This window comes from Nonomuraea sp. NPDC004702, assembly GCF_053601695.1.
Genome location: NZ_JBSGCE010000054.1, coordinates 13,925 through 34,359, shown reverse-complemented (window position 1 = coordinate 34,359; position 20,435 = coordinate 13,925). Strand labels below are relative to the sequence as shown.

The 20,435-nt window shown below is 73.1% G+C and carries 11 protein-coding genes and 1 pseudogene; 7 read left to right on the top strand and 5 right to left on the bottom strand.

Going from position 1 to position 20,435, the window contains the following annotated elements; genetic code table 11:
* Positions 1 to 25 precede the first annotated feature (25 nt).
* The 5 genes from ACWEJ6_RS41475 to ACWEJ6_RS41455 all read left to right on the top strand — a co-directional run bounded on the left by ACWEJ6_RS41475 (position 26) and on the right by ACWEJ6_RS41455 (position 13,518).
* Positions 26 to 10,288, top strand: coding sequence for a WXG100-like domain-containing protein (locus ACWEJ6_RS41475; RefSeq protein ID WP_452431092.1), 10,263 nt, complete (start codon positions 26 to 28; stop codon positions 10,286 to 10,288).
* Between the two features lie 46 nt (positions 10,289 to 10,334).
* The gene (locus ACWEJ6_RS41470) at positions 10,335 to 10,859 is read left to right on the top strand and encodes a hypothetical protein (RefSeq protein WP_387681680.1); all 525 of its coding nucleotides are present in this window, start codon (positions 10,335 to 10,337) and stop codon (positions 10,857 to 10,859) included.
* On the top strand, positions 10,852 to 11,403 hold the full coding sequence (locus ACWEJ6_RS41465) for a hypothetical protein (protein ID WP_452431091.1): 552 nt from the start codon (positions 10,852 to 10,854) through the stop codon (positions 11,401 to 11,403). The genes ACWEJ6_RS41470 and ACWEJ6_RS41465 overlap by 8 nt, the downstream gene beginning before the upstream one ends.
* A 118-nt stretch (positions 11,404 to 11,521) precedes the next feature.
* Positions 11,522 to 12,625 (top strand): family 2 encapsulin nanocompartment cargo protein terpene cyclase, encoded by a 1,104-nt coding sequence (locus ACWEJ6_RS41460; RefSeq protein WP_452431090.1) that lies wholly within the window; start codon positions 11,522 to 11,524, stop codon positions 12,623 to 12,625.
* On the top strand, positions 12,622 to 13,518 hold the full coding sequence (locus tag ACWEJ6_RS41455) for a geranyl diphosphate 2-C-methyltransferase (protein ID WP_387681689.1): 897 nt from the start codon (positions 12,622 to 12,624) through the stop codon (positions 13,516 to 13,518). Before ACWEJ6_RS41460 ends, ACWEJ6_RS41455 begins: the two co-directional genes overlap by 4 nt.
* Here ACWEJ6_RS41455 and ACWEJ6_RS41450 read toward each other — a convergent pair whose 3' ends face one another.
* The 4 genes and pseudogenes from ACWEJ6_RS41450 to ACWEJ6_RS41435 all read right to left on the bottom strand — a co-directional run bounded on the left by ACWEJ6_RS41450 (position 13,519) and on the right by ACWEJ6_RS41435 (position 18,277).
* Positions 13,519 to 14,322, bottom strand: a complete 804-nt coding sequence (locus ACWEJ6_RS41450; protein ID WP_452431089.1) for an MBL fold metallo-hydrolase — start codon at positions 14,320 to 14,322, stop codon at positions 13,519 to 13,521. It lies immediately after the preceding gene.
* Between the two features lie 42 nt (positions 14,323 to 14,364).
* A pseudogene (locus ACWEJ6_RS41445) lies at positions 14,365 to 15,582 on the bottom strand (4-hydroxybenzoate 3-monooxygenase); the annotation flags it as partial.
* 42 nt (positions 15,583 to 15,624) lie between these two features.
* Complete coding sequence (locus ACWEJ6_RS41440) at positions 15,625 to 16,806, bottom strand: cytochrome P450 (RefSeq protein WP_452431088.1); 1,182 nt, start codon at positions 16,804 to 16,806, stop codon at positions 15,625 to 15,627.
* 13 nt (positions 16,807 to 16,819) lie between these two features.
* Positions 16,820 to 18,277, bottom strand: coding sequence for an MFS transporter (locus tag ACWEJ6_RS41435; protein ID WP_452431087.1), 1,458 nt, complete (start codon positions 18,275 to 18,277; stop codon positions 16,820 to 16,822).
* 119 nt (positions 18,278 to 18,396) lie between these two features.
* Here ACWEJ6_RS41435 and ACWEJ6_RS41430 point away from each other — a divergent pair, with 119 nt between their 5' ends.
* Positions 18,397 to 19,134: a TetR/AcrR family transcriptional regulator gene (locus tag ACWEJ6_RS41430; RefSeq protein WP_358296367.1), complete on the top strand. Its 738-nt coding sequence runs from the start codon at positions 18,397 to 18,399 to the stop codon at positions 19,132 to 19,134.
* Between the two features lie 37 nt (positions 19,135 to 19,171).
* Entirely contained in the window at positions 19,172 to 19,531 is a 360-nt protein-coding gene (locus ACWEJ6_RS41425) for an arsenate reductase family protein (protein WP_452431086.1), read from the top strand.
* Between the two features lie 4 nt (positions 19,532 to 19,535).
* Here ACWEJ6_RS41425 and ACWEJ6_RS41420 read toward each other — a convergent pair whose 3' ends face one another.
* Positions 19,536 to 20,390, bottom strand: coding sequence for an FRG domain-containing protein (locus ACWEJ6_RS41420; RefSeq protein ID WP_452431085.1), 855 nt, complete (start codon positions 20,388 to 20,390; stop codon positions 19,536 to 19,538).
* Between the last annotated feature and the right edge of the window lie 45 nt (positions 20,391 to 20,435).

Sequence of the window (20,435 nt, the reverse complement as noted above, 5' to 3'; positions counted from 1 at the left end):
GCCGACTTCCTACGGTTCGTCAGGTGTGCCCACCATCCAGCCCCCGGTCCGCATCGACCGGGACGTGGAGCCGGTCTGGGAGACCGAGGTGCTGCCCGACTGGGTGGTCAACTGGTTGATCCCGATGTTGTCGGCCGGTCAGAAGTGGCCGGAGGCGAGCGAGAGCGGGATGTCCAAGCTCGCCCACGCCTACCACGCGCTGGCCGCCGGGGCGATCGGCACCGCGCCGCGCGCCGGCTCGGCCGTGCGCACCGTGGCGACCGGCTGGTCCTCGCCGGCCAGCGCCGACTTCGTCTCCCGCGCCAAGTACCTGTACGGCCAGGGCGCCGGCATGGCGGGCGCGGCCGGCAAGTCGCAGAACTACCTGAGCCAGTCGGAGAACTTCGCGGTCGAGACCCAGTACTCCAAGCTGTCCGTCAACGTGGCGTTCTGGGTCACGGTCGTCGCCATCGCCATCGCGCTCTTCGCCGCCTTCTTCACCGCCGGCTCCGCGACGGCGATCATCGGGCCGTACGCGGCCGCGGGCCGCGCGGCGATCAGCCGGATCCTGGTCCGGCTCGCCATGATCGGCGCCAGGGAGGTGGGCGCCGGCAAACTGGCCCGGGTGACCGCGCTCAGCGGCGCCACCGGGCGCGGCCTCATCGCCCGGCTGCTCGGCTCCGCGATCGGCAAGGAGCTGATCGAGGAGATCGGCGAAGAGTTCTTCATCGACGCCGGCGCCCAGTACCAGCAGATCCAGATGGGCACCAGGAAGGAATGGGACTGGAAGAAGTCCCAGGCCGCGATCATCGGCGCCGGCGGCGGCGCGCTCGCCGGCACCGCGCTGTCCGGGCCCATCTCCAAAGTCACCCGGCACATGCCGGGCTTCCCCGGCCGGGCGATGACCACCGGCCTGACCAACACGATCGCCTCCCCGGTCGGCAGCTTCTTCGCCAACGGCCTGGTGTACGGCCAGTGGGACAACCCGTTCACGGCCGACGCCATCATGGGCGGCTTCATGGGCGGCGCGGGGCGTACCGGGTCGATCAGCCCGTTCAACCCCGAGGTGTACACGACGCTGGCCAACCCGGTCACCGCCCTGGCCTCGGCCTACGACACCGCCGCCCGTACCGACGCCGCCCGCGCGGGTGGCGGCGACCCCAACGCCGGGGGCGGGAACCCGCCGGCCGGCAGCCCCGCCCCTTCGGGCGGCGGGCCCGTCGTCCCCGCCGGGGCGGCGCAGGCCGGCGCGTCCTCCTCCAGCCAGAACGACGACGTCAGGCGCGGCACGTCCGCCGCCCCCGACTCCGACGCCGGCCCGCGCCGCGGCTCCACCTCGCGGGACGACCGGCAGAACACCGACCGCGAGCCCCGGGCCGAGACCACCGACGACACCACCGACGACACCGCGGCGGACTCCGACACGACGCCGCAGGCCCCGGACCCGAAGGCGAAGACCAGCTCCGCACCGGCTCCGCAGACCACCGCCGCCCCCCAGACCCAGGACGACTCCCAGAACCAGGACGACTCGCAGGACGACCAGCAGGACGACCAGCAGGAGGACCAGCAGCAACCGGCTCCCCAGCAGGACGCCCAGCCCGCCCCGGCAGCCCAGCAGGACACCCAGCCAGACGCTCAGCCCGACACCCAGCAAAACGCACAACAGGACGCCCAGCAGGACGCCCAGCAAAACGCACAACAGGACAATCAGCAGGACAACCAGCAGAGCCCTCAGCAGGACGACCAGCAGGGGCCGATCGCGCAGCAGGGCGACCAGCAGGGAGCGGCCGCCCCGCAGAACGACGACACCCCCGCCACCACGTCGGCCGCCGCCCCCGACGACGCGCCGCCGCCCACGCCCGTCCTGGCGACCGTCCGGGCCCGTAACGCGCTGATGAACTCGCTCACCGTGGACTTCCCCGGCGCGGTCGTCGGCCCGAACGGCGACCTCCTCATCCCCTCCCCCGACGGCAGCGTACGGGTGATCCGCGCCGCCACCATGCGACGCGTGCGCGCCGCCCTGGACACCCGCGCCGACGAGGTCACCGACGCCGACGAGCTGCAGGCCGAGGCCACCGCGCTGGTGCTGCTGGCCCAGGAGACAGGCGAGACCCGGCAGCCCGCCACGAGCAGGCCGGGCACGGTCACGTCGAGGCCGGTCCCGGGCACCCGGCACGTCCCCGACGCCCGGCCGGGCACCTCGCTGCAGCCCGACGAGGTCCAGGAGGGCGCCGACGCCCTGCGGACGTCCCACTTCCTCAACCAGGACGTGCAGGACATCACCTGGTCGGCCGACGGCACGCTCGTCGTCCGGACCAGGAACAACGGCACCCACCACTTCCGCCCGGTCGTCGGCGAGATGACCGAGGGGCTCATGGGCGAGACCGAGCTCTCGACCGGCGAGGACGCCCAGCACGCCCACGTCGTGCACTTCGCCCCCGGCATGAACCCCAGCCAGGTCTCCCGGGTCTGGCTGCACGAGATCACCGACACCCTGCAGAAGCTCCAGGAGGACACCGCCCCCAAGCGGCGGGGCTTCCTGCGCCGCAAGCCGGCGACCAGCGAGCCCACGCAGGACATGTGCGCCCAGGCCCAGCTCAACGAGCTGGCGTTCCTGGCCGAGCAGTGGCACGCCGCGCAGACGCCGCAGGAGCAGCGGCTGCTCGCCCTCGACATCGACGGCGTGTCCCGCCAGCTCACCGACCGCGGCCACACCCCGCCGCTGCCACCGTGGGCCCCCAAGCCGGGGTCCCGGCCCACCCACGCGCCGCCGGTGCCGCAGGGCCGCCCCGCGCGCGAGGAGCTGCCGGCCGTCATCGACGCGCTGCAGCGGGCCGAGCAGGCGCTCAAGGAGCAGATCGCGGCGAAGCGGAAGAGCGCCGAGGAGGCCAAGGAGGCGATCCGCAAAGCGCGGCAGGAGGCACGGAAGGCTGACCGGCAGCACGACCAGGGCCACGCGGAGCGAGCGCGCAAGGCGCGGCAGGAGAGCCGTACCCATCGCGCCACCCGGGAACGGCACACCAGGATCGCCGACGCGTACGAGGTCGCGCTGCGCGAGGCGACCCGGACCCGGCAGACGTACCAGCAGCTGCTCACGGCGTTGAACGAGATCGAGAACCCGAGCGCGCCCGCCGGGCCGGTCGGCATGCGGCCCGTCGCCGAGCGGCTGGCCAACCAGGTCCTGCAGCAGCACGCCGCGTACCTGGACGCGCTGGCCGCCGCGTTGCCCCAGGAGATCAACCTGGCCGCGGCCCAGCCGACGGGCCGGCTGGCCCACGTGTCCGCCCTCACCACCGCCGTCAACGACCTGCTGGCCGACAACGGCATCGGCCACAGGTTCACGACGCACGAGCTGGAGGGGGCGATCCGGGCGGACTTCCACAAGGCCGTCTCCGCCGACGGCCTCGTCGTGCAGGTGGGGCACCACGGCAAGGCGGCCGAGGTGCGCATCAAGCTGACGCTCGCCGACCTGGTCGAGGTGCTCGATCCGGCCATCAAGGGGTCGGAGATGATGGTGGGCCTGTTCCACCAGGCCGGCCGTACGGCCTCGGTCAGCCAGGCGGGCAGCGGCGGGCTGTCGATGGGCTTCGACACCAGCGTCCTGGCCCAGTTCCTGCCCGAGGACCACGTGGCCAGGACGATGGCGCAACTGCTGGGCGTCGGCCTCGGCGCCTCGATCGGGCGCAACTGGTCGAACACCGGCGGAGCCGGCATGTTCGCCCAGACGGGCTCGGTCACCGACAACCGGAGCGAGTCGCTGCTGTTCGACGCCGCCGCCACCTGGACGGCCGAGATCCGCACCGGCCAGGACGAGAACTGGCGGGGCACCGTCACGGTCGACTCCGGCGCTCCCGGCGACTCGTCGAGCCAGCGGTTGTGGTTCTCGCACTCCGCCACCGACCAGCCGCCGCGCAAGCTGGAGTGGATCGACAGGGCCAAGCGCCGCAAGGAGATGCCCAACGTCGTCGTCCAGAGCATGAGCGACCTGGAAGGCGCCGTCGACATGCTCGCGGACGTGCTCGGCGGCGACTACGCCCAGATCGGCACCTCGGCCCGCGACGCGCTGCGCGGGTTCGTCACCCATAACCTGCCCCACAACCTGCGGACCGCGGTCAACGAGGGGCTGGAGCGCGTCTTCACCAAGAACGGCGAGCCGCAGGTCCGGGTACGCGCCGAGAGCCGGGTCGTGGTGGAGCTCTCCCAGCCGGTCGGCGGCTCGACCTCCGAGGAGTGGGAGGAGGAGGTGCTGGTCGACTTCGTCGCGACACCCGCGGGCGCGTCCTCGGGCGCCTCGCTCGAAGGCAACGCCTCGGCCGGGTTCAAGGCTCCGGGGTTGGAGGGCGTGGACCTCGGCGCATACCATCCCACGATCGGCCCCAAGGCCAACGGGGCGAGAGGGGCGTCGCGGTCGTACTCGGCCACGGCCAACAAGCAGGCGATCCACCCCAGCGTGCGCCGCATGACCCACCCCAAGCAGAGCTACCGGCTCGTGGTGGTCACCACGTTCACCGTGGAGCGGTTCGGCGAGCCGCCCGTCACGTTGACGCCGGTGCGCAGCACGGCGCTGGCCGACATGCGCGAGAAGGCCGCCTTCCGTTTCGGCCTGCCCGTGGACAGCGCCGCGCTGGTCCGCAAGAACGGACAGCCGGTCACCGACGCCAACGGCGAGCCGGTCCTGCGCGGCGACCCCAACCCCGCCCCGCCGCCCGGCCGCAAGCCGGAGTTGCCCATATGGCTCGGCGAGGGGCCGGGGAAGATGCGCGGCGCGGGCCCGGCCCTGGTGGAGGAGATCGAGGGGCTGGCGGAGTTCCGGGAGAAGGTCCTGGAGGAGCTGGCCGAGCGGGGGGTCATCCCCAAGGTCGTGAACGGCGTGCCGGAGTACGCCACCAACGATCTCGCCCGCGCCAGCCAGATCCTCAACCGGCAGGAGCTCCTGGAGCAACTGTCGGAGCAGCGGATCCGCGCCGCCTACGACTCCCTGGCTCAGGACGGCATCGTCCTCGACCTGACGCTGCACGGTCTCAACGCCGCCCCCGAGCACTACATGCTGCACCTGTCGCTGCAGCAGGACTTCAAGAACGTGACCTACGTCGGTCACACCGACACCCAGACGGTGGTCAACCTCGACATCGGCTCCGACACCTCGGCCCGCGGCATCAGCAGGTCCAGGACGTACAGCGGCGGCGCGTCGGTCAGCGAGAGCGACGGCCCGGACAAGGGGCACGACGGCCTCACGCACGAGGTCGGCGTCAACGGCGGCGGCAACCGCACCCGTACGGCGGGCTCCAGCGCCGGCGGCACGACCAACATCGTGACCCTGGAGGAGAGCAACGGCCCGGTCGCGATCCTGAAGCTGGGCCACCACATGACCGCCGCCCTGCTGCACAACGGCACGACGACGACGATCGCGACCGCCGAGGGCTCGGCCCAGCTCGTCTTCGCCGCCGACCTGCTCCCGTCGACGAAGGAGACGCCGCCCGCGCCGATCGGGCGGATGTCCCCGAAGCTCAGGTCCATCGCACAGTTGCTGCACGTGGACGTGGGCCGTCCCCTGGACGCGGCCCGCCAGGTGCTGCCACGCGGCACGACCGCCGACTCCGTGGCCCTCCAGCACCTCATGACGTTCCTGAACGTGCGCAACCTGGTCGGCCATCCGAAGCTGCTGAACCGGCCGTTCACCACGGACGGCGCGATCCGGCCGAACGGCGGCCCCACGCGCTCGTCGCTGTCGGTGTCCGGCGAGATCGGCGAGACCGAGGTGGTGGGCGTCGTCGACCACGTCACCGGCAAGATCAAGTTCGGGCTCGGCAGCGCGGGGATCTCGTGGGGCGGCTCGTCCGGTCTGTCCGCGGGGATGTCGACGAGCGCCTCCGACCTCGACGACGGCGGCACGACCAGCGACGGCGGCTCGCTCTCGCTGCCCTCCCGGTCCGGCGGCACGTCCGAGTCCACCGCGCTCACGGACATCTGGGGCAGCGAGGAACTGCTGATCAACTTCGGCCGCCACTACATGCTGCGCAGCACCGTCGATCTCACCCTCACCGGCTCCGAGAGCGCCGAGCACGGGGTGCCGACCGGCGAGCGCATCACCGTCAGCGGGTCCAGGACGGAGACCGTCTCCGGCACCGCGCTGTTCGCGGTCGCCGAGGACGACGCGCTGCTGATGTACGGGGAAGGCGACCTCGACCTGCCGCTCCACCTGGTCGGCGACGCGGTCGAACGGTTCCTCAACGGCAGCCTGACCCTCGACCGGAGCATCGCGGTCCCGCTGGTGCAGCGCTACGTCAAGGACATGGCGCAGTCGGGGGTCACCAACGAGTACACCGAGCGCCACACCCCGCAGGCCCTGCTGACCAAGCTCAAGGAGGTCGCCGACCTCGGCTCCCCCGCCCCGGGAAGCCCGCAGGAGAAGCTCGACCAAGCCCTGGACGACGCCGCCGAGCAGCTCGAACGCTCCAGGGACGTGGTGCTCGCAGCGCCGTACGACCGGTCGGTGGGCCCGAGCGCGACCGAGTCGCTGACCCTGACGGACGAGAACGGCAACCCGGTCGACGTGATCGACGCGGTCCGGAGCGCCGTGCAGGACGCCGTGCCCGGGGCGCTGGACGAGAGCACCACCCTCGCCGAAGAGCTGAACGTCGACTTCTCCGAGGACGCCGCGGTGATCCACGTCGCCGACATGTGGTCGTCGAGGGGCTTCGAACGCAGCTACCACGTCCAGCAGGGCGCGCAGGTGACGCAGGCCGAGGAGGTGACGGTCAGGGTACGCCTCGAACCCGTCGGCGACCCGCGCGCGGCCAGGATGCTCAGTCAGACATCGCAGGCCGGTCTGATCGTCCAGCACTACCGGTACACCGACCAGACGCATTCGGAGTCGTACAACGGGTCCTATTCGGCCGGCCTCGACTCGTCCACCGGCGACCCGGCCGGCGGCCAGGGCGGCGGCCTGTCCACCGACCGCGGACGCGGGTACTCGGGCTCCACCAACCACCAGAACACGCGACTGCAGCGGATCGGCCTGTTCAACGGGCTGACCCAGGTGGAGCAGCAGATGCGGGTCGTCATCGAGGTGGAGCGCCGTCCCGTGCGGGGAGGCAGGATCCCGGCCGGCGCCAAGAAGACCGCCGACACGCTCCAGCGCAAGCCGCGCGCCACGCCGCCGGTCGTCTACAACGCCACGCTGGTGCGGCGCATCCCGACCGGCATGACCAGGCCCGCCGGCGAGGATCCGGGGCCGGTCGTCATGAACACCGACCCCCGGCAGGCCGAGCTGCATCCCGGCTTCTTCCCGGCGGCGCTGTGGGAGAGCCCGGCCAAGCCCAGCCTGTACGAGGTCGTCACCGCCCAGCTCACCAAGATGCTGGGCGCGGCGGCGGTGCAGGAACGCCGCCCCGAGCTGATCAGGCGGCTGGCGCCGTCGGCGCTGCTGACCGCGTTCGAACGGATGACGGACCCCTCAGGCGAGCCGATCGTCCCGGTGTCCAGGCAGAAGTTCAAGGACCAGGGCGTGACGGTCACCGCCCACGCCCGCCTGTCCGACCTGACGATCGTGGCCGGGCCGTACGACGGGGAGAAGGGCCAGGTCGACCGCCAGGCCGACGCCCAGAACGTGACCGTCTCCCGCGGGCGGACGACCCCGCTGGGCTGGGGCGTCAACGGGTCGGATAAGTCGACCGGCGTCAACGGCGGCGTCAAGGGCGGCGAGCAGACGTCCGAGAGCGTCAGCGACCACCACGGGGCGCGCCGCGAGCGCAGCATGTTCGAGAAGGGCAAGCTCTACACCGTACGTCTGCGGGTGGACTACGACCTCGACTTCCAGTACATGGCGCGGCTGCGCGACGGCAACGAGCACCCGGTCGGCGACCCCGTCCACCTGCCGTCCGCCTCGACCGGCGAGGTGGACGTGATCATGTTCGGGGAGGAGATCGAGGAGCTGCGCGAGCGCATGGCGGCGGGCGTACGGCTCGGGCCGCCGCGTCCCGGCGGCCCGCCGCCCGCGACGTTCACCTTCGTGCCCGCCTCCGAGAACCAGAACCCGATCCAGACCCTCCAGGAGGCCCGCCTGGCCGCCCGCGACCGCGGCGAGGTCGCCCGGGTGGCGGTCTGGGAGGCCGACGGCCTCCACCGCTACCGCGTCATGCCCGACGGCTCGCTGTACAGCGAGACCCTGGACGGCGGCTTCGCCGAGTCGATCGCCGGCCTCACGCCCGACCTGCTGGACGCGGCCCGCGGCGTCGGCCTCGACCTGCGCGACGTCTTCATGAACCCGACCACGGCCGGCACCTTCACCGAGCAGGTCCAGACCGCGCTCGCCGCCCTCGACGCCCTCCCCGCGCCCGCGCCGCCGCCCGCCTGGCCCGCTCCCGCCACCGCCGAGCACACGAACCCGGTGGGCGGCAGCGTGGCGCAGGGCGTGACGCCGGCCGCCGGGATGCCGTCCCCCGCGATCGAGAACACGCCGTTCAGCAGGTCGTCGCGCCCCGAAGGGGTGCCCGACCTGAGCATGGACGAGCTGCGCGGCCAGCCCCTGTCCGCCGTCGACCTCGGCGGCGCCGCCGCCCACGTGGGCTGGACCGGGGACGACGTCCTGACCGTCCAGGTGCCGGGCGCGCCCGACCAGCACGTCCGCGTGGAGGTCGGCGAGCCGGGCGAGGGCCTGAACGCGCTGACCGTGCCGCGCGCGGGCACGGCCGAGGAGCCGCACCTGCTGCGGATCTGGGGACGCGTGCATCCCGACCTGGTGTCGTCGGTCCTGGTCCACGATCTCTCGCACGTCGTCCAGGCGGCGACCGCGGCGGCGGCCGGCATGCCGCAGGGCGTGCTGAGGACGTCGCCGCAGGGCGAGCAGACCGAGGGCACCGACCTGTGCCTGCTCCCCCGCATGGACGAGCACGCCCACCTGTCCGACAAGTGGCACGCCACCACCGACCCGGCCCGGCGCGAGCGCCTGGCGGCGGCGATCGACGCCGTCGCCGAGGACATCCGCCGGCGCGGCCACACGCCGCCGGCCCCGCCGTGGGGCACCGGGCCCCGCGCGCCGGCCGCCCCCGAGCCGCAGAGCCGGATCGCCCGCCTGCTCAACGGCGGCTCGGCCACCGGCCTGGACACCTCGCCGCCGGGCCTGGGCAAACTGGCCGCGATCGCCGGCGTGCCCGCCATCACCCCGGGAGCCGCTCCCGCCAACGGCGCCGCCCCGCACGTGGGGCCGGCGGACACGTTCACGGTGACCACCCCCGGCGGCGAGTTCACGCTGACCCTGGCCGAGGCCGCGCCCGGCGCGGACGGGGTGACCGTCGAGTCGAGCGCTCCCGGCCACCTGACGCTGCGGGTGCCCGCCGACGCCGGCTCCAGGGCCACGGCGGGCGTCGCCGAGCACGTCGCGGCCCACGCCGCCACGCTCGCCGGCGACCCCGCCACCGGCCGTCCGGCGCAGGCCCGTCCCGCCGAGGGCGGGCGGCCCGGTCCGGCCGAGGCGGCGGCGCTGGCCCGGCTGCGCGGGCTGGCACGGGCGGTCGCCGAGGCGGGCCCGATCCGCTCGCGCGCCGAACGGGCTGCGCTCCAGGAGGAGGCCCGGCGGCTGGGGCTGACCGGCGACCAGCAGGGCGCGCCGTCCAGGCTGGCGGAGCTGTCCCGCTCGGGCGACCTCACGCCCGCTGACGTCACGGCGATCCGCGGTCACGCGACGCTCCCCGAGACGGCCGCCGCCGGAGCCGTCGTACGGGCCGCCGCCCTCATGGGCGGGCGCGTCGTGATCCACGGCCCCGGCCTGCTCGACATCGTGCTGCCCGGCCGGGCGCCCATCACCGTCGACGTCCGGCGGCCCGGGTCCGGCGAGCCCGACCCCGGCGTGCTGACCTACGACGTGGACCCGGCCCGCACGGTCGGCGCGAACGAGCGGGCCGCCGCCGGGACGGCCGCCGCCGCCGTCGCCCGCGCGCTGGGCCTGCCGCCCGCCGACAGCCAGGAGCTGGCCGAGCTGCACGAGGCCGTGCGCCAGGCCCGCGTGGCCAACACCAGGCAGCGCCCGGGCCGCCTGGGCGTGCTGTTCGACCTGGTCACCGGGGCCCGCCCGGAGATCCTGCGGCTGCTTCCGCCGCAGGTGGCCGACGAGCTGGCCACCCTGGCGGACGGCCGCCGCCCTCGCGACTGGTCCGCGATCCTGGACCAGGTCCGCGCGCTGGCGAACACGACCGGCTGGAACCCGCCCGAGGGCGAGTGCGTGTGCCCGGACGACGGCCCCTGCGTGTGCGGCCTCCGGCTGAACGACACCCCGCTGGTGACGCCGGACCCCGAGGCGGTGGCGGTGTGACAGGCGGGACGTCGGGCATCATGGGAACCCCGAGGAGAGGACGGCTATGACTTTCGCGGTGGCGCGGACGAGGGACGAGGCGCATCTCTACCTCGACCTCAACCCCTGCGCCTGCGGGTCCACCGACACGACCTGGCGCAACGGGCTGGTCGACGTCGAGGGCGAGCTGGTCAACCGCTACTTCGGCCCGTGCGAGGAGTGCGGCACGCCGCGCGAGTTCGTGTTCGGGCTGCCGGAGCGTCCGGTGCTGCCCGCCGGGTTCCCGACGTTCGGCGGCCCCGAGCCGTCGGAGCTGCTCGACGCGGGCGAGTGGTTGTGGGTGGCCGACCTGACGGCCAGCGACGTGCCGGTGGCCGACCGGGCCGAGGCCCTGCGCACGCTGAGGATCGCCGCCGCGGCGGTGGAGGAGGTCGTCAAGTTCGTGCCGGCGGGCGCGGACGCGGTGCCCGACGACGGGTTCTGGTCCGAACGCGGACAGGGGGTGCGCGCGGCCGAGCCCGGCAGGTTCCAGCTCGACCGGCTGCTGGTCGTCCGCGACACCTACCAGGCGCTGGCGGGTGAGTATGCCTGAGCAGGGTCTGGGCCGCTCGCTCGTCGAGGCGTACGTCTACCTCGACCTGGTGGCCCACTCCGGCACGCCGGGCGCCTCGCGCGACGCCACCGTCGACCAGGACGCCGAGAGCCTGCGGGTGCGGCTCGGCGACGTGGAGGTCGAGGTCCCCGTCGAGGCCGAGCGGGCGGCCAGGGAGACCGGCGCGACGTTCGGCACCGGCCTGTCGGAGCTGCTCGACCCCGGCCAGTGGGTGCTGATCGCCACCACGTACGCGAGCCGGGCCCTGGAGGAGGGCCTGTTCTACGCCGCCGGCCCGGCCTCCCCCGAGCGGTACGACGCCGTGGCGACCGGCTGGCGCTTCGCCGCCGACGCCCTGGCCGAGGCGCTGAAGTTCTTCCCGCCGGAGGCCGCCGAGCTGCCGCCCGACGCCTTCTGGAGCGAGCTGGGCCGCACCGTGCGCGAGACCGAGCCGCAGCGCCTGACCCGGGCGAAGCTGGAGGACGACCTGGCCTTCTACCGCAAGAGCCTCGACGACTTCGAAAGCCTGCACACAAGGCCCTGACCGGCAGAGTGCGCCCCCCGGAGGGTAAGGCTCTCATTACCGATTGGCTACTCTACTTTTAGTAGCTGAATAACTACTTTCGGTAATGTCCTGCTCCTCCTCAGGGAAGAGGCGCGCCATGCCCCAGTACGCCGCGGTCCCGCGGCTCCCGACCGGCCCCACCGGCCTCGGAACCTCCGCGCTCCACCTTCCGATCCCCGCTCCACCCTCTGCGCCCAGGCAGTTGCCGGTCCCGATCCCCTATGTCGAGCGGGAGTGGGGCGACGGCTCCTACCCGCCGCTCTACTGCCCCGAGACGGTCCGCGACGACCCGGCGCTCGGCGCGGAGGTCGACCGGCGGCTCGTGGCGTGGGCCGAGAAGGTGGGCCTGCACGCCGGGCGGATGGACGAGTTCGCCGCCACCGGGTTCGGCCGGCTGGCGATGCTCGCCCATCCCGACAGCGACGACCCCGACCTGCTGCTGATCGCGGCGCAGATGAACACCGCCTGGTGGGCGGCCGACGACTACTACGCCGACGAGACCGAGCTCGGCGCGAGCCCCACCGAGCTGCCGCCGCGCCTGGCGCTCGTCATGTCGGCCATGGACCCGCCCCCGCCCGCGGGCGTGTACACCGAGCAGCTCGAAGCGGCGATCGAGGCCGACCCCGTGCTGGTCTCCCTGCGCTCGGCCACCGGCCACCTGTCCCGCCACGGCACCCCGTCACAGGTCATGCGGGCCTGCAACACCACCTTCCAGATGTACGTGAGCTGGACCGCCTACGCCGCCTGGCGCTACCTGGAGACCCCGCCGCCCGTCTGGCGCTACCTCGCGGCCCGGCAGCACGACAGCTTCTACACCTCCATGACCCTCATCGACGTCGTCGCCGCCTACGAGCTGCCCGCCAACCTGTTCTACGACCGGCGCTTCCACACCGCGCTCATGCAGGCCGGCACGGCCAGCGTCATCGTCAACGACCTCCACTCCGTCGCGCGGGAGGCGGCCGACGAGCTGCCCGACTCCAACGTCGTCCTGCTCATCGCGGGCGAGGAGAAGTGCTCCACGCGCGAGGCCACCGAACGCGCCGTCGCGCTGCACAACGACTTCGTCAAAGGCTTCGAGACCAGCCAGCGCGAGCTCGCCGCCGTTCCCTCCGTGGAACTGCAGCGATTCCTGCGCGGCGCCCAGGGCTGGATGGCCGGTTGCCTCGAATGGCACGGCAGCAGCAGCCGCTACCACTCATGACGACCGGCCGCCCCCGGCCGGGAAGGAGCTCTTCCCAGGTGACCGTCAACACCCAGTCCCCCGTCCTCACGAGCCACTACCAGCACTCCGTCGCCAGCTACTGGAACGCCGAGAAGAACCCGGTCAACCTGCGCCTGGGCGACGTCGACGGCCTGTACCACCACCACTACGGCATCGGCGAGGTGAACTGGACGGTACTCGACGGCCCCGAGGACACCCGCGAGGACCGCATCGTCAAGGAGCTCCACCGCCTGGAGACCGCCCAGGCCGACCTGCTGATCAGCCATCTCGGCCCGCTCGAACCCCACCACCGGGTGCTCGACGCCGGCTCCGGCCGCGGCGGCAGCAGCCTGCTGGTCAACATGCGGTACGGCTGCGAGGTCGACGGCGTGTCCATCTCCGAGTCGCAGGTCGCCTTCGCCAACGACCAGGCCAAGAAGCGCGGCGTCGACGACAAGGTGCGCTTCCACTTCCGCAACATGCTGGAGACCGGCTTCGAGACTGGATCGTTCCAGGCCAGCTGGAACAACGAGAGCACCATGTACGTCGAGCTGTCCCTGCTGTTCGCCGAGCACGCCCGGCTGCTGCGCCGGGGCGGCCGGTACGTCTGCGTCACCGGCTGCTACAACGACGCCTACGGCCTGCCGTCCCGGGCGGTCAGCCAGATCAACGCCCACTACATCTGCGACATCCACCCCCGCAGCACGTACTTCGAGCAGATGGCGGCCAACCGGCTGGTCCCGGTCAGCGTCGTCGACCTGACGGCGGCCACGATCCCGTACTGGGAGCTGCGCGCCCGCACCCACCTGGCCACGGGCATCGAGCAGTCCTTCCTCGACGCCTACAAGAACGGCAGCTTCCAGTACCTGCTCATCGCGGCCGACCGCGTCTGATCAACCGGCCACCGCGGCGGCCAGCTCCCACGGGTCGTGGGCCGAGAAGACGCTCACCTGGTCGCCGTGGTCCCGTACCAGCTCCCGCAGCCGGGCCTGGGTGCCGAGCCGCAGGTCGTGATGGACCTCCGAGCGGGTCTGCACGACGTCCATCAGCGGGTGCGGATGCGGGTCCGGCTGCAGCTCGCGGTGGTAGTAGTAGGCGTCGCCGCAGTGCAGCAGCCAGCGGTCCCCCTCGCGGACGGCGACGCCGGTGTGCCCGGCGGTGTGCCCGCCGAGGGGGACCAGCCTGATGTCCTCGGGCAGCCCGTCGGGCTTGATCGAGGCGAAGCCGAACCAGTCGTCGTTCGCCTCCGGGGTGTAGGTCACCCAGTCGGGGCCGTGCGCCCAGTGGGCCGGGCGGTAGCGGTAGCTCGGGGCCTCGGCCAGCGCCGCCTCCAGCTCGGCGGCCAGCAGGTGCACCCGCGCGCCGGGGAAGTCGGGCAGCCCGCCGCAGTGGTCGACGTCGAGGTGGGTGACGATGACGTGGCGCACGTCGTCCGGGCGGTAGCCGAGCCGGGCGACCTGGCGTACGGCGGTCTCCTCCTCCTCCAGCGCGGGCTCGGCCATGGCCACCCAGTCGGCGCCCAGCGTGCCGGCCGGGTCGCGCACATTGCCGAGCCCGAGGCCCGTCTCGACCAGCACGAGCCCGTCGGCCGGGGTCTCCACCAGCAGGCAGTGGTTCACGGCGGGGGCGGCGGGCGGGCCGTCGTAGGTGGCTTCGATCGTCCGTACGGATCCGCAGTTCAGGTGATGAATCCTCATGGGGACGATCGTCATACTTGAACCGCGGTTCAAGTCAACTCGTCAGCCGCCCGCCATCATGTCGCCGAAGGCGCGGGCCGCCGGGCCCGAGGTGAACAGCCGGTCGAGCCGCGCCCTGGCCAGCCGGCGGCGGAACGGCCCGGCCAGCGTCTCGTCGCCGGCCTCGTGGGTCATCTCCGTCATCCAGCGGGAGAACTCCTGGTGGTGCCACACCCGTTCCAGGCAGGTGGCGGAGTAGGCGGCCAGCGGCTCCTCGTCGCCCTCGCGCAGGGCGGCGCGCAGCGCGCGGGCCAGCACGTCGGCGTCGGCGACCGCCAGGTTCATGCCCTTGCCGCCCATGGGTGTGATGATGTGGGCCGCGTCGCCCACCAGGAAGAGCCGGCCGTAGCGCATCGGGTCGACGACGTGGCTGCGCATCTCGACGAACGCCTTCTCCCCGATCGGGCCGTCCGGCAGGCCGTCGTCGGCCAGGCGCAGCCGCAACTGGGCCCAGATCCGCTCGTCGGGCCAGTCGGCGGCGGTGGCGTCGGGGGTGCACTGGAGGTAGAAGCGGCTGGCCCGCGGGCCGCGCGGGAAGTGGGCGGCGAACCCGTGGGCCGTGATCGCCATCAGCGGGTAGCCCGGCGGCGGGACGTCGGCGAGCACCGTCAGCCAGCCGATGCCGTAGTCGTGGGAGTAGGTGGTGAGGGCGTGCGCGGGCACGCCGGCCCGGCTGACGCCGTGGTGGCCGTCGCAGCCGGCGACGTAGGAGCAGGCGATCTCGTGCGTGACGCCGCCGGCGTCGCGGTAGGCGACCGTCGGCGCGGACCCGTCGACGCCGCGCGGGGTCACCTCGGCCGCCTCGAACCGCAGGTCGCCGCCGGATTCGAGGAGACGCGCCAGCAGCCTGCCGACGAGCACCTGCTGCGGCACGAGCCGGCCCGTCCGGCCCTCGGTGATCGCGGGGACGTCGAGGAAGCGCCGCTCGCCGTCGACGCGGAACTCGAACCTGGTCTCCTGCGGCATGCCCGCCAGGACGGTGTCGGCCAGGCCCCACTCCTCGAAGACGCGGGCGCCGTGGTGGTCGAGGATGCCCGCGCGCTGGCGCTGCTCGACGTACGGGCGGCTCTGCCGTTCGAGCACCACGCACTCGACGCCGGCCTGGCGGAGCAGGCTCGCCAGGGTCAGCCCGGCCGGACCGGCTCCGATGACCACGACCTCGGTGTGCTCTCGCCTGCTGGTCTCCCCGGACATGGCGGTCCTTTCGCCTCGGTGACGCGCAGTGGTACCCGGCCAGGATGATCACGATGATAGTCCGTGCGCTCACCACCGCACCGGGAGACTGAGCACACCGTGGATGTCGGTGCCGGCGCGCACCGGCACCTCCTCGGGCGCGACGGCCAGGCGCAGGCCGGGGAAGCGGGTGACCAGCGCGGGAAGGGCCGTGCGCAGCTCCACCCGGGCGAGCTGCTGGCCGAGACACTGATGGACGCCGTGGCCGAAGGACAGGTGGCCGGTCGCGTCCCGGCGCAGGTCGAGGCGGTCGGGGTCGGCGTACCTGCGGGGGTCGCGGTTGGCGGCCGAGAGGGACACGACGACCGACTCGCCCGCCCTGATCAGCCGGCCGGCCAGCTCGACGTCCTCCAGCGCGGCCCGTACGCCGGTGTGGGCGATGGTGAGGTGGCGCAGCAGCTCCTCCACGGCCTGGGCCGCCCGCTCCGGCTCCGCCCGCAGCACGTCGAGCTGGACGGGGTCGCTGAGCAGCGCGTACGTGCCGAGCGCCAGCATGTTCGCGGTCGTGTCGAGCCCGGCGGCGAGCAGGAAGGTGCCGACGCCGGCCAGCTCCTCGTCGGTGAGGTCGGTGGCGGTCAGGTCGCCGAGCAGGTCGTCGGCGGGCCGGTCGCGCTTGGCCTGGACCAGGCCGTCCATGTACCGCTGGAGCTCGCCGTAGGCGGCCAGCTGTTCCTGCTCGTCGGTGTCCACCCCGGCCAGCGCGGCGGCGTGGTGCTGGAAGGCGTCGCGGTCGGCGTACGGGACGCCCAGCAGCTCGCAGATCATCAGCGCGGGGATGGGCTGGGCGAAGACGCGTACCAGGTCGGCGGGCGGACCGAGGCGTTCCATGGCGTCCAGGTGGTCGGCGGTGATCTGCCGCACGCGTTCGGTCAGCAGGTTCATCCTGCGGACGGTGAACCTGCCGGTGAGCAGCCTGCGGTAGCGGGTGTGCTCGGGCGCGTCGAGGCCGGTGAGGTCGCCGGGCGGGGCGGCCGGCAGCGGGCCCATCGCGACCGTCGGGTGGTGCAGGAACTCGTAGCGCGAGCTGAACCGCCGGTCCGCCAGCACCGCCCTGACCTCGGCGTGGCCGGTCACCAGCCAGCCGCGGTGGCCGTCGGGGAAGTCCAGCGGGGTGACGGGCGCCTGCTCGCGCAGCTCCGCCAGGCCCGCGGGCGGGTCGAAGGGGCAGCCCGCGGGGCGGGTGACCGGAAGCGTGACGGGGGCGTCGTTCATGAGGATCTTCCTTTCAGTGGGTCGCGGTGAGGGACGGTTCCTGCGCCGGCTTGCGTTCGCCGCGCATCACGACCAGCGCCAGGACGGCGGCGGCGACCACCCCGGCCGCGCTGATCGCGAAGGCGGCCGACATGGCCGAGGTGAACGCCTCGCGGGCCACCTGGGCGAGACCGGCGTCGCCGAGGGCGAGCGCGTCGCCGATCGAGCGCCGGGCCGCCTCGGGCGCGCCCGCCGGCATCCCCCGGGTGTAGGCCCCGGCCAGGACGCTGCCGAGGACGGCCACGCCGAGCGCCGCGCCCGCCTGCTGGATGGTGTCGTTGAGCGCCGAGCCGACGCCGGCGTGCTCGGGCGGGATGGTGCCCATCAGCGCGGCGATGGCCGCGGGCATCGCCAGGCCGCCGCCCGCGCCCATCACGAACAGGGCCGTGCCGGTGAGCAGGATGCCGCTGCCGGAGGAGACCATGGCGAGCAGCCCGAACCCGGCGGCGCAGACGGCCAGCCCGGTGACGATCATCGGACGGTTGCCGAGCCGGGCGCCGAGGCTCGCGCCCAGGCCGTTGAAGAGCAGCGAGGCGACCGCCATCGGCAGGAACGCCAGCCCGGCCGCGGTGGGCGTGTAGCCGAGCACGTACTGCAGGTACTGGGTGAGCACGAGCAGCAGCCCGCCGTTGCCGATCTGGACGAGGGTCAGGGAGAAGCTGCCGCCGCTGAACGTGCGGTCGCGGAACAGGGCGAGCGGGACCATCGGGTGCGGCGTGCGCAGCTCCCAGATCACGAAGCCGGCCAGGGAGAGCACGGTGAGGGCCAGGGCGGGCCAGTTGACGCCGTGCGGCAGCTCGATGATCGTCCACACCAGGGCGGACATGCCGGTCGCCGACAGGATCACGCCCAGCGGGTCGGGCTTGGTCCAGGGGCCCTTCGACTCGGGCATGAGCAGCAGGGAGGCGACGATGGCGAGCAGCGCGACCGGCACGTTGATCAGGAACACCGCGCCCCACCAGAACCAGGCGATCAGCGCGCCGCCCAGGACCGGGCCGCCGATCATGCCGATCATGGCCACCGCGCTCCAGACGGCCATCGCCTTGCGGCGCTCGGCCTCGTCGAACACGGTGATCAGGATCGACAGCGTGCTCGGCATGATCAGCGCGCCGCCGACGCCCATCGCGGCGCGGGCCGCCACGAGCTGCGCCGGATCGGCGGCGTAGGCCGCCAGCAGGGACGCGGCGCCGAAGAGGGCCAGGCCGATGATCATCACCCGGCGCCGGCCGTAGCGGTCGGACAGGCTGCCCGCGGTCAGCAGCAGGCCGGCGAAGACCAGGATGTAGGAGTCGAGGATCCATTGCAGGTCCTGGGCGTCGGCGCCCAGGTCGGCCGCCAGGGGCGGGACCGCCACCGTCAGCACCATGTTGTCCACGACCAGCACCAATGTGCTGAGGCACAACACCACCAGGATCCACCAGCGGCGGTTCATGGGTTTCTCCCCTTCGACTTGCGTACGTCGCTCTCGGAATGCGCACACTGTACGCATACGAAAGAGATGTACGCAAGCAGGTGTTCGCGGATGCGTACAGTGTGCGCTAGGCTCGGGTCATGCCAGCATCGCAGCCGCCCGTCCCGTCGGTCTGGGTCCGTCAGCGCCGGCAGCGGGAGCGGCCCGCGCTCAGCCTCGACCGGATCGTGTCCGAGGCCGTCCAGCTGCTCGACGAGGAAGGGCTGGAGGCGCTGAGCATGCGCAGCCTCGGCACCCGGCTCGACGCGGGCGCGACCTCCCTCTACCGCCACGTCGCCAACAAGGACGAGCTGATCGAGCTGGTCGTCGACGAGGTCTACGGCGAGCTGCGCGTGCCGTCCGTGGAGGAGGCGGGCGGCTGGCGTGACGGGCTCGCCGTGTCCGCCCACAGCCTGCGGGCGGTGATCCTGCGCCACCCGTGGATGGCGTCCGTGCTCGGCCAGGTCGGGCTCACCAGCCTCGGGCCCAACGTGATGCGGCGCTCGGAGGAGCTGCTGGCGCTGGCGCACTCGGCCGGGTTCGTCCCCGGCGAGGCCGACCGGGCGGTCAACACCGTGCTGGCGTACGTGATCGGCGTGGCCATCGCCGAGGCGGCGTACCTGTCGACGCTGGCCCGCAGCGGCCGTACCGAGCAGGAGTGGATCGACGCCGTGCGGCCGACCGCCGAGCAGGCGTTCGAGGACCACCCGTGGATGCGGGCGGAGTACGCGGCCAAGGGGTTCGACGACCCCGAGCGGGTCCGGGAGGAGGACTTCCGCTACGGCCTCGACCGGGTGCTCGACGGCCTGCGGGCCCGGCTCGACTCATCGGCCGGCTGACCCGCGCCGTGCGCCCCGGCGTGAGAACCTCGGCGTCATGGAAATCTGGATCAACCCCGACTGCTCCAAGTGCCGTTCGGCCCTGTCCATCCTCGACGCCGAATCGGCCGACTACAAGGTCCGCCGCTACCTGGAGGACCCGCCGTCGCCGGACGAGCTGCGCGCCGTCCTGGCCCGGCTCGGGCTGGATCCGTGGGACATCACCCGTACGGGCGAGCCGGTCGCGGCCGAGCTGGGCCTCGACGCCTGGCCGCGCGACCCGGACGCCCGCGAGCGCTGGATCGCCGCGCTGTCCGCGCACCCGATCCTGATCCAGCGGCCGATCATCACCGCCGACGACGGGCGCGCCGTGATCGGCCGCACCGAGGACGCCGTGCGAGGCACGCTGCCCGGGTGAGCGGTCAGTCGTTCATGCGGCCCTCCTGCTGGCCGAAGCGCTCGGGCCCGGACATGCTGGAGCCGCCGGCCGGCACGTCGACGCTGCCCGGGGAGTAGTAGCGGCGCAGCCACTCGGCCAGCCCGTCGAGGCCGGGCAGCAGCACCCGTTCGGTGATCCCGGCCTGGTCGAGCCGCCGCCGGATCTCGACCTTGACCCCGGCCGGGATCGACCAGCCCCGCCACAGCCCGGGATGCTCGGCCAGCCAGTCGTCGAGCTGGTACGTCGCCCCCGACATCGCCGACAACACCGACGACTGGTTGACCATGCGCTCGTCCAGCGACGGCGGCTCGAAGAAGGCGACGAACGGGCGGTCGCGGCCGAGCGCGTCGAAGCCGGCCAGTCCGGCGGCGCGTTCGGCGAGCATCTCGGTGCTGAACAGCAGCGCGCCCTCGCCGTCGAGCACCTCGCGCAGCGGCTCGGGCAGCAGGCGGTGCGCGCCCGCGCAGTCGACGGCCAGCAGCACGGCGTCGTCCCCAGGCCAGGACGCCGTGGCGAAGTGCAGCGCGACCAGCGGGGAGAACGTCCAGTCCAGGAGGCGGGTGGGCAGGCCGTGGTGCTGGCCGAGGGCCAGCCAGTCCCAGACGGAAGGGCCAGGGGCGGCTCTGTGCGCGTATTTCCTAAAATTTCGTATCAAGTGGGTTTCTAGGGTGGCGTAGTCGCCCGCCAGCCGCGCCAGGCTGTGCACGTGCGAGTACGTGTTCTTCGCCAGGCCGCGGAAGACCAGCGTCGAGTGCGCCTGGGCCGGGCCTTCGGTGTGGCCGGCCGCGCTGATCGCGTCGTCCAGCTCGCGCCAGGACGACACCGTCACCATCCCCATCCGCCTCCGGTGCCCCTGGACGCCACTGTCACACCTGCCGCCGAG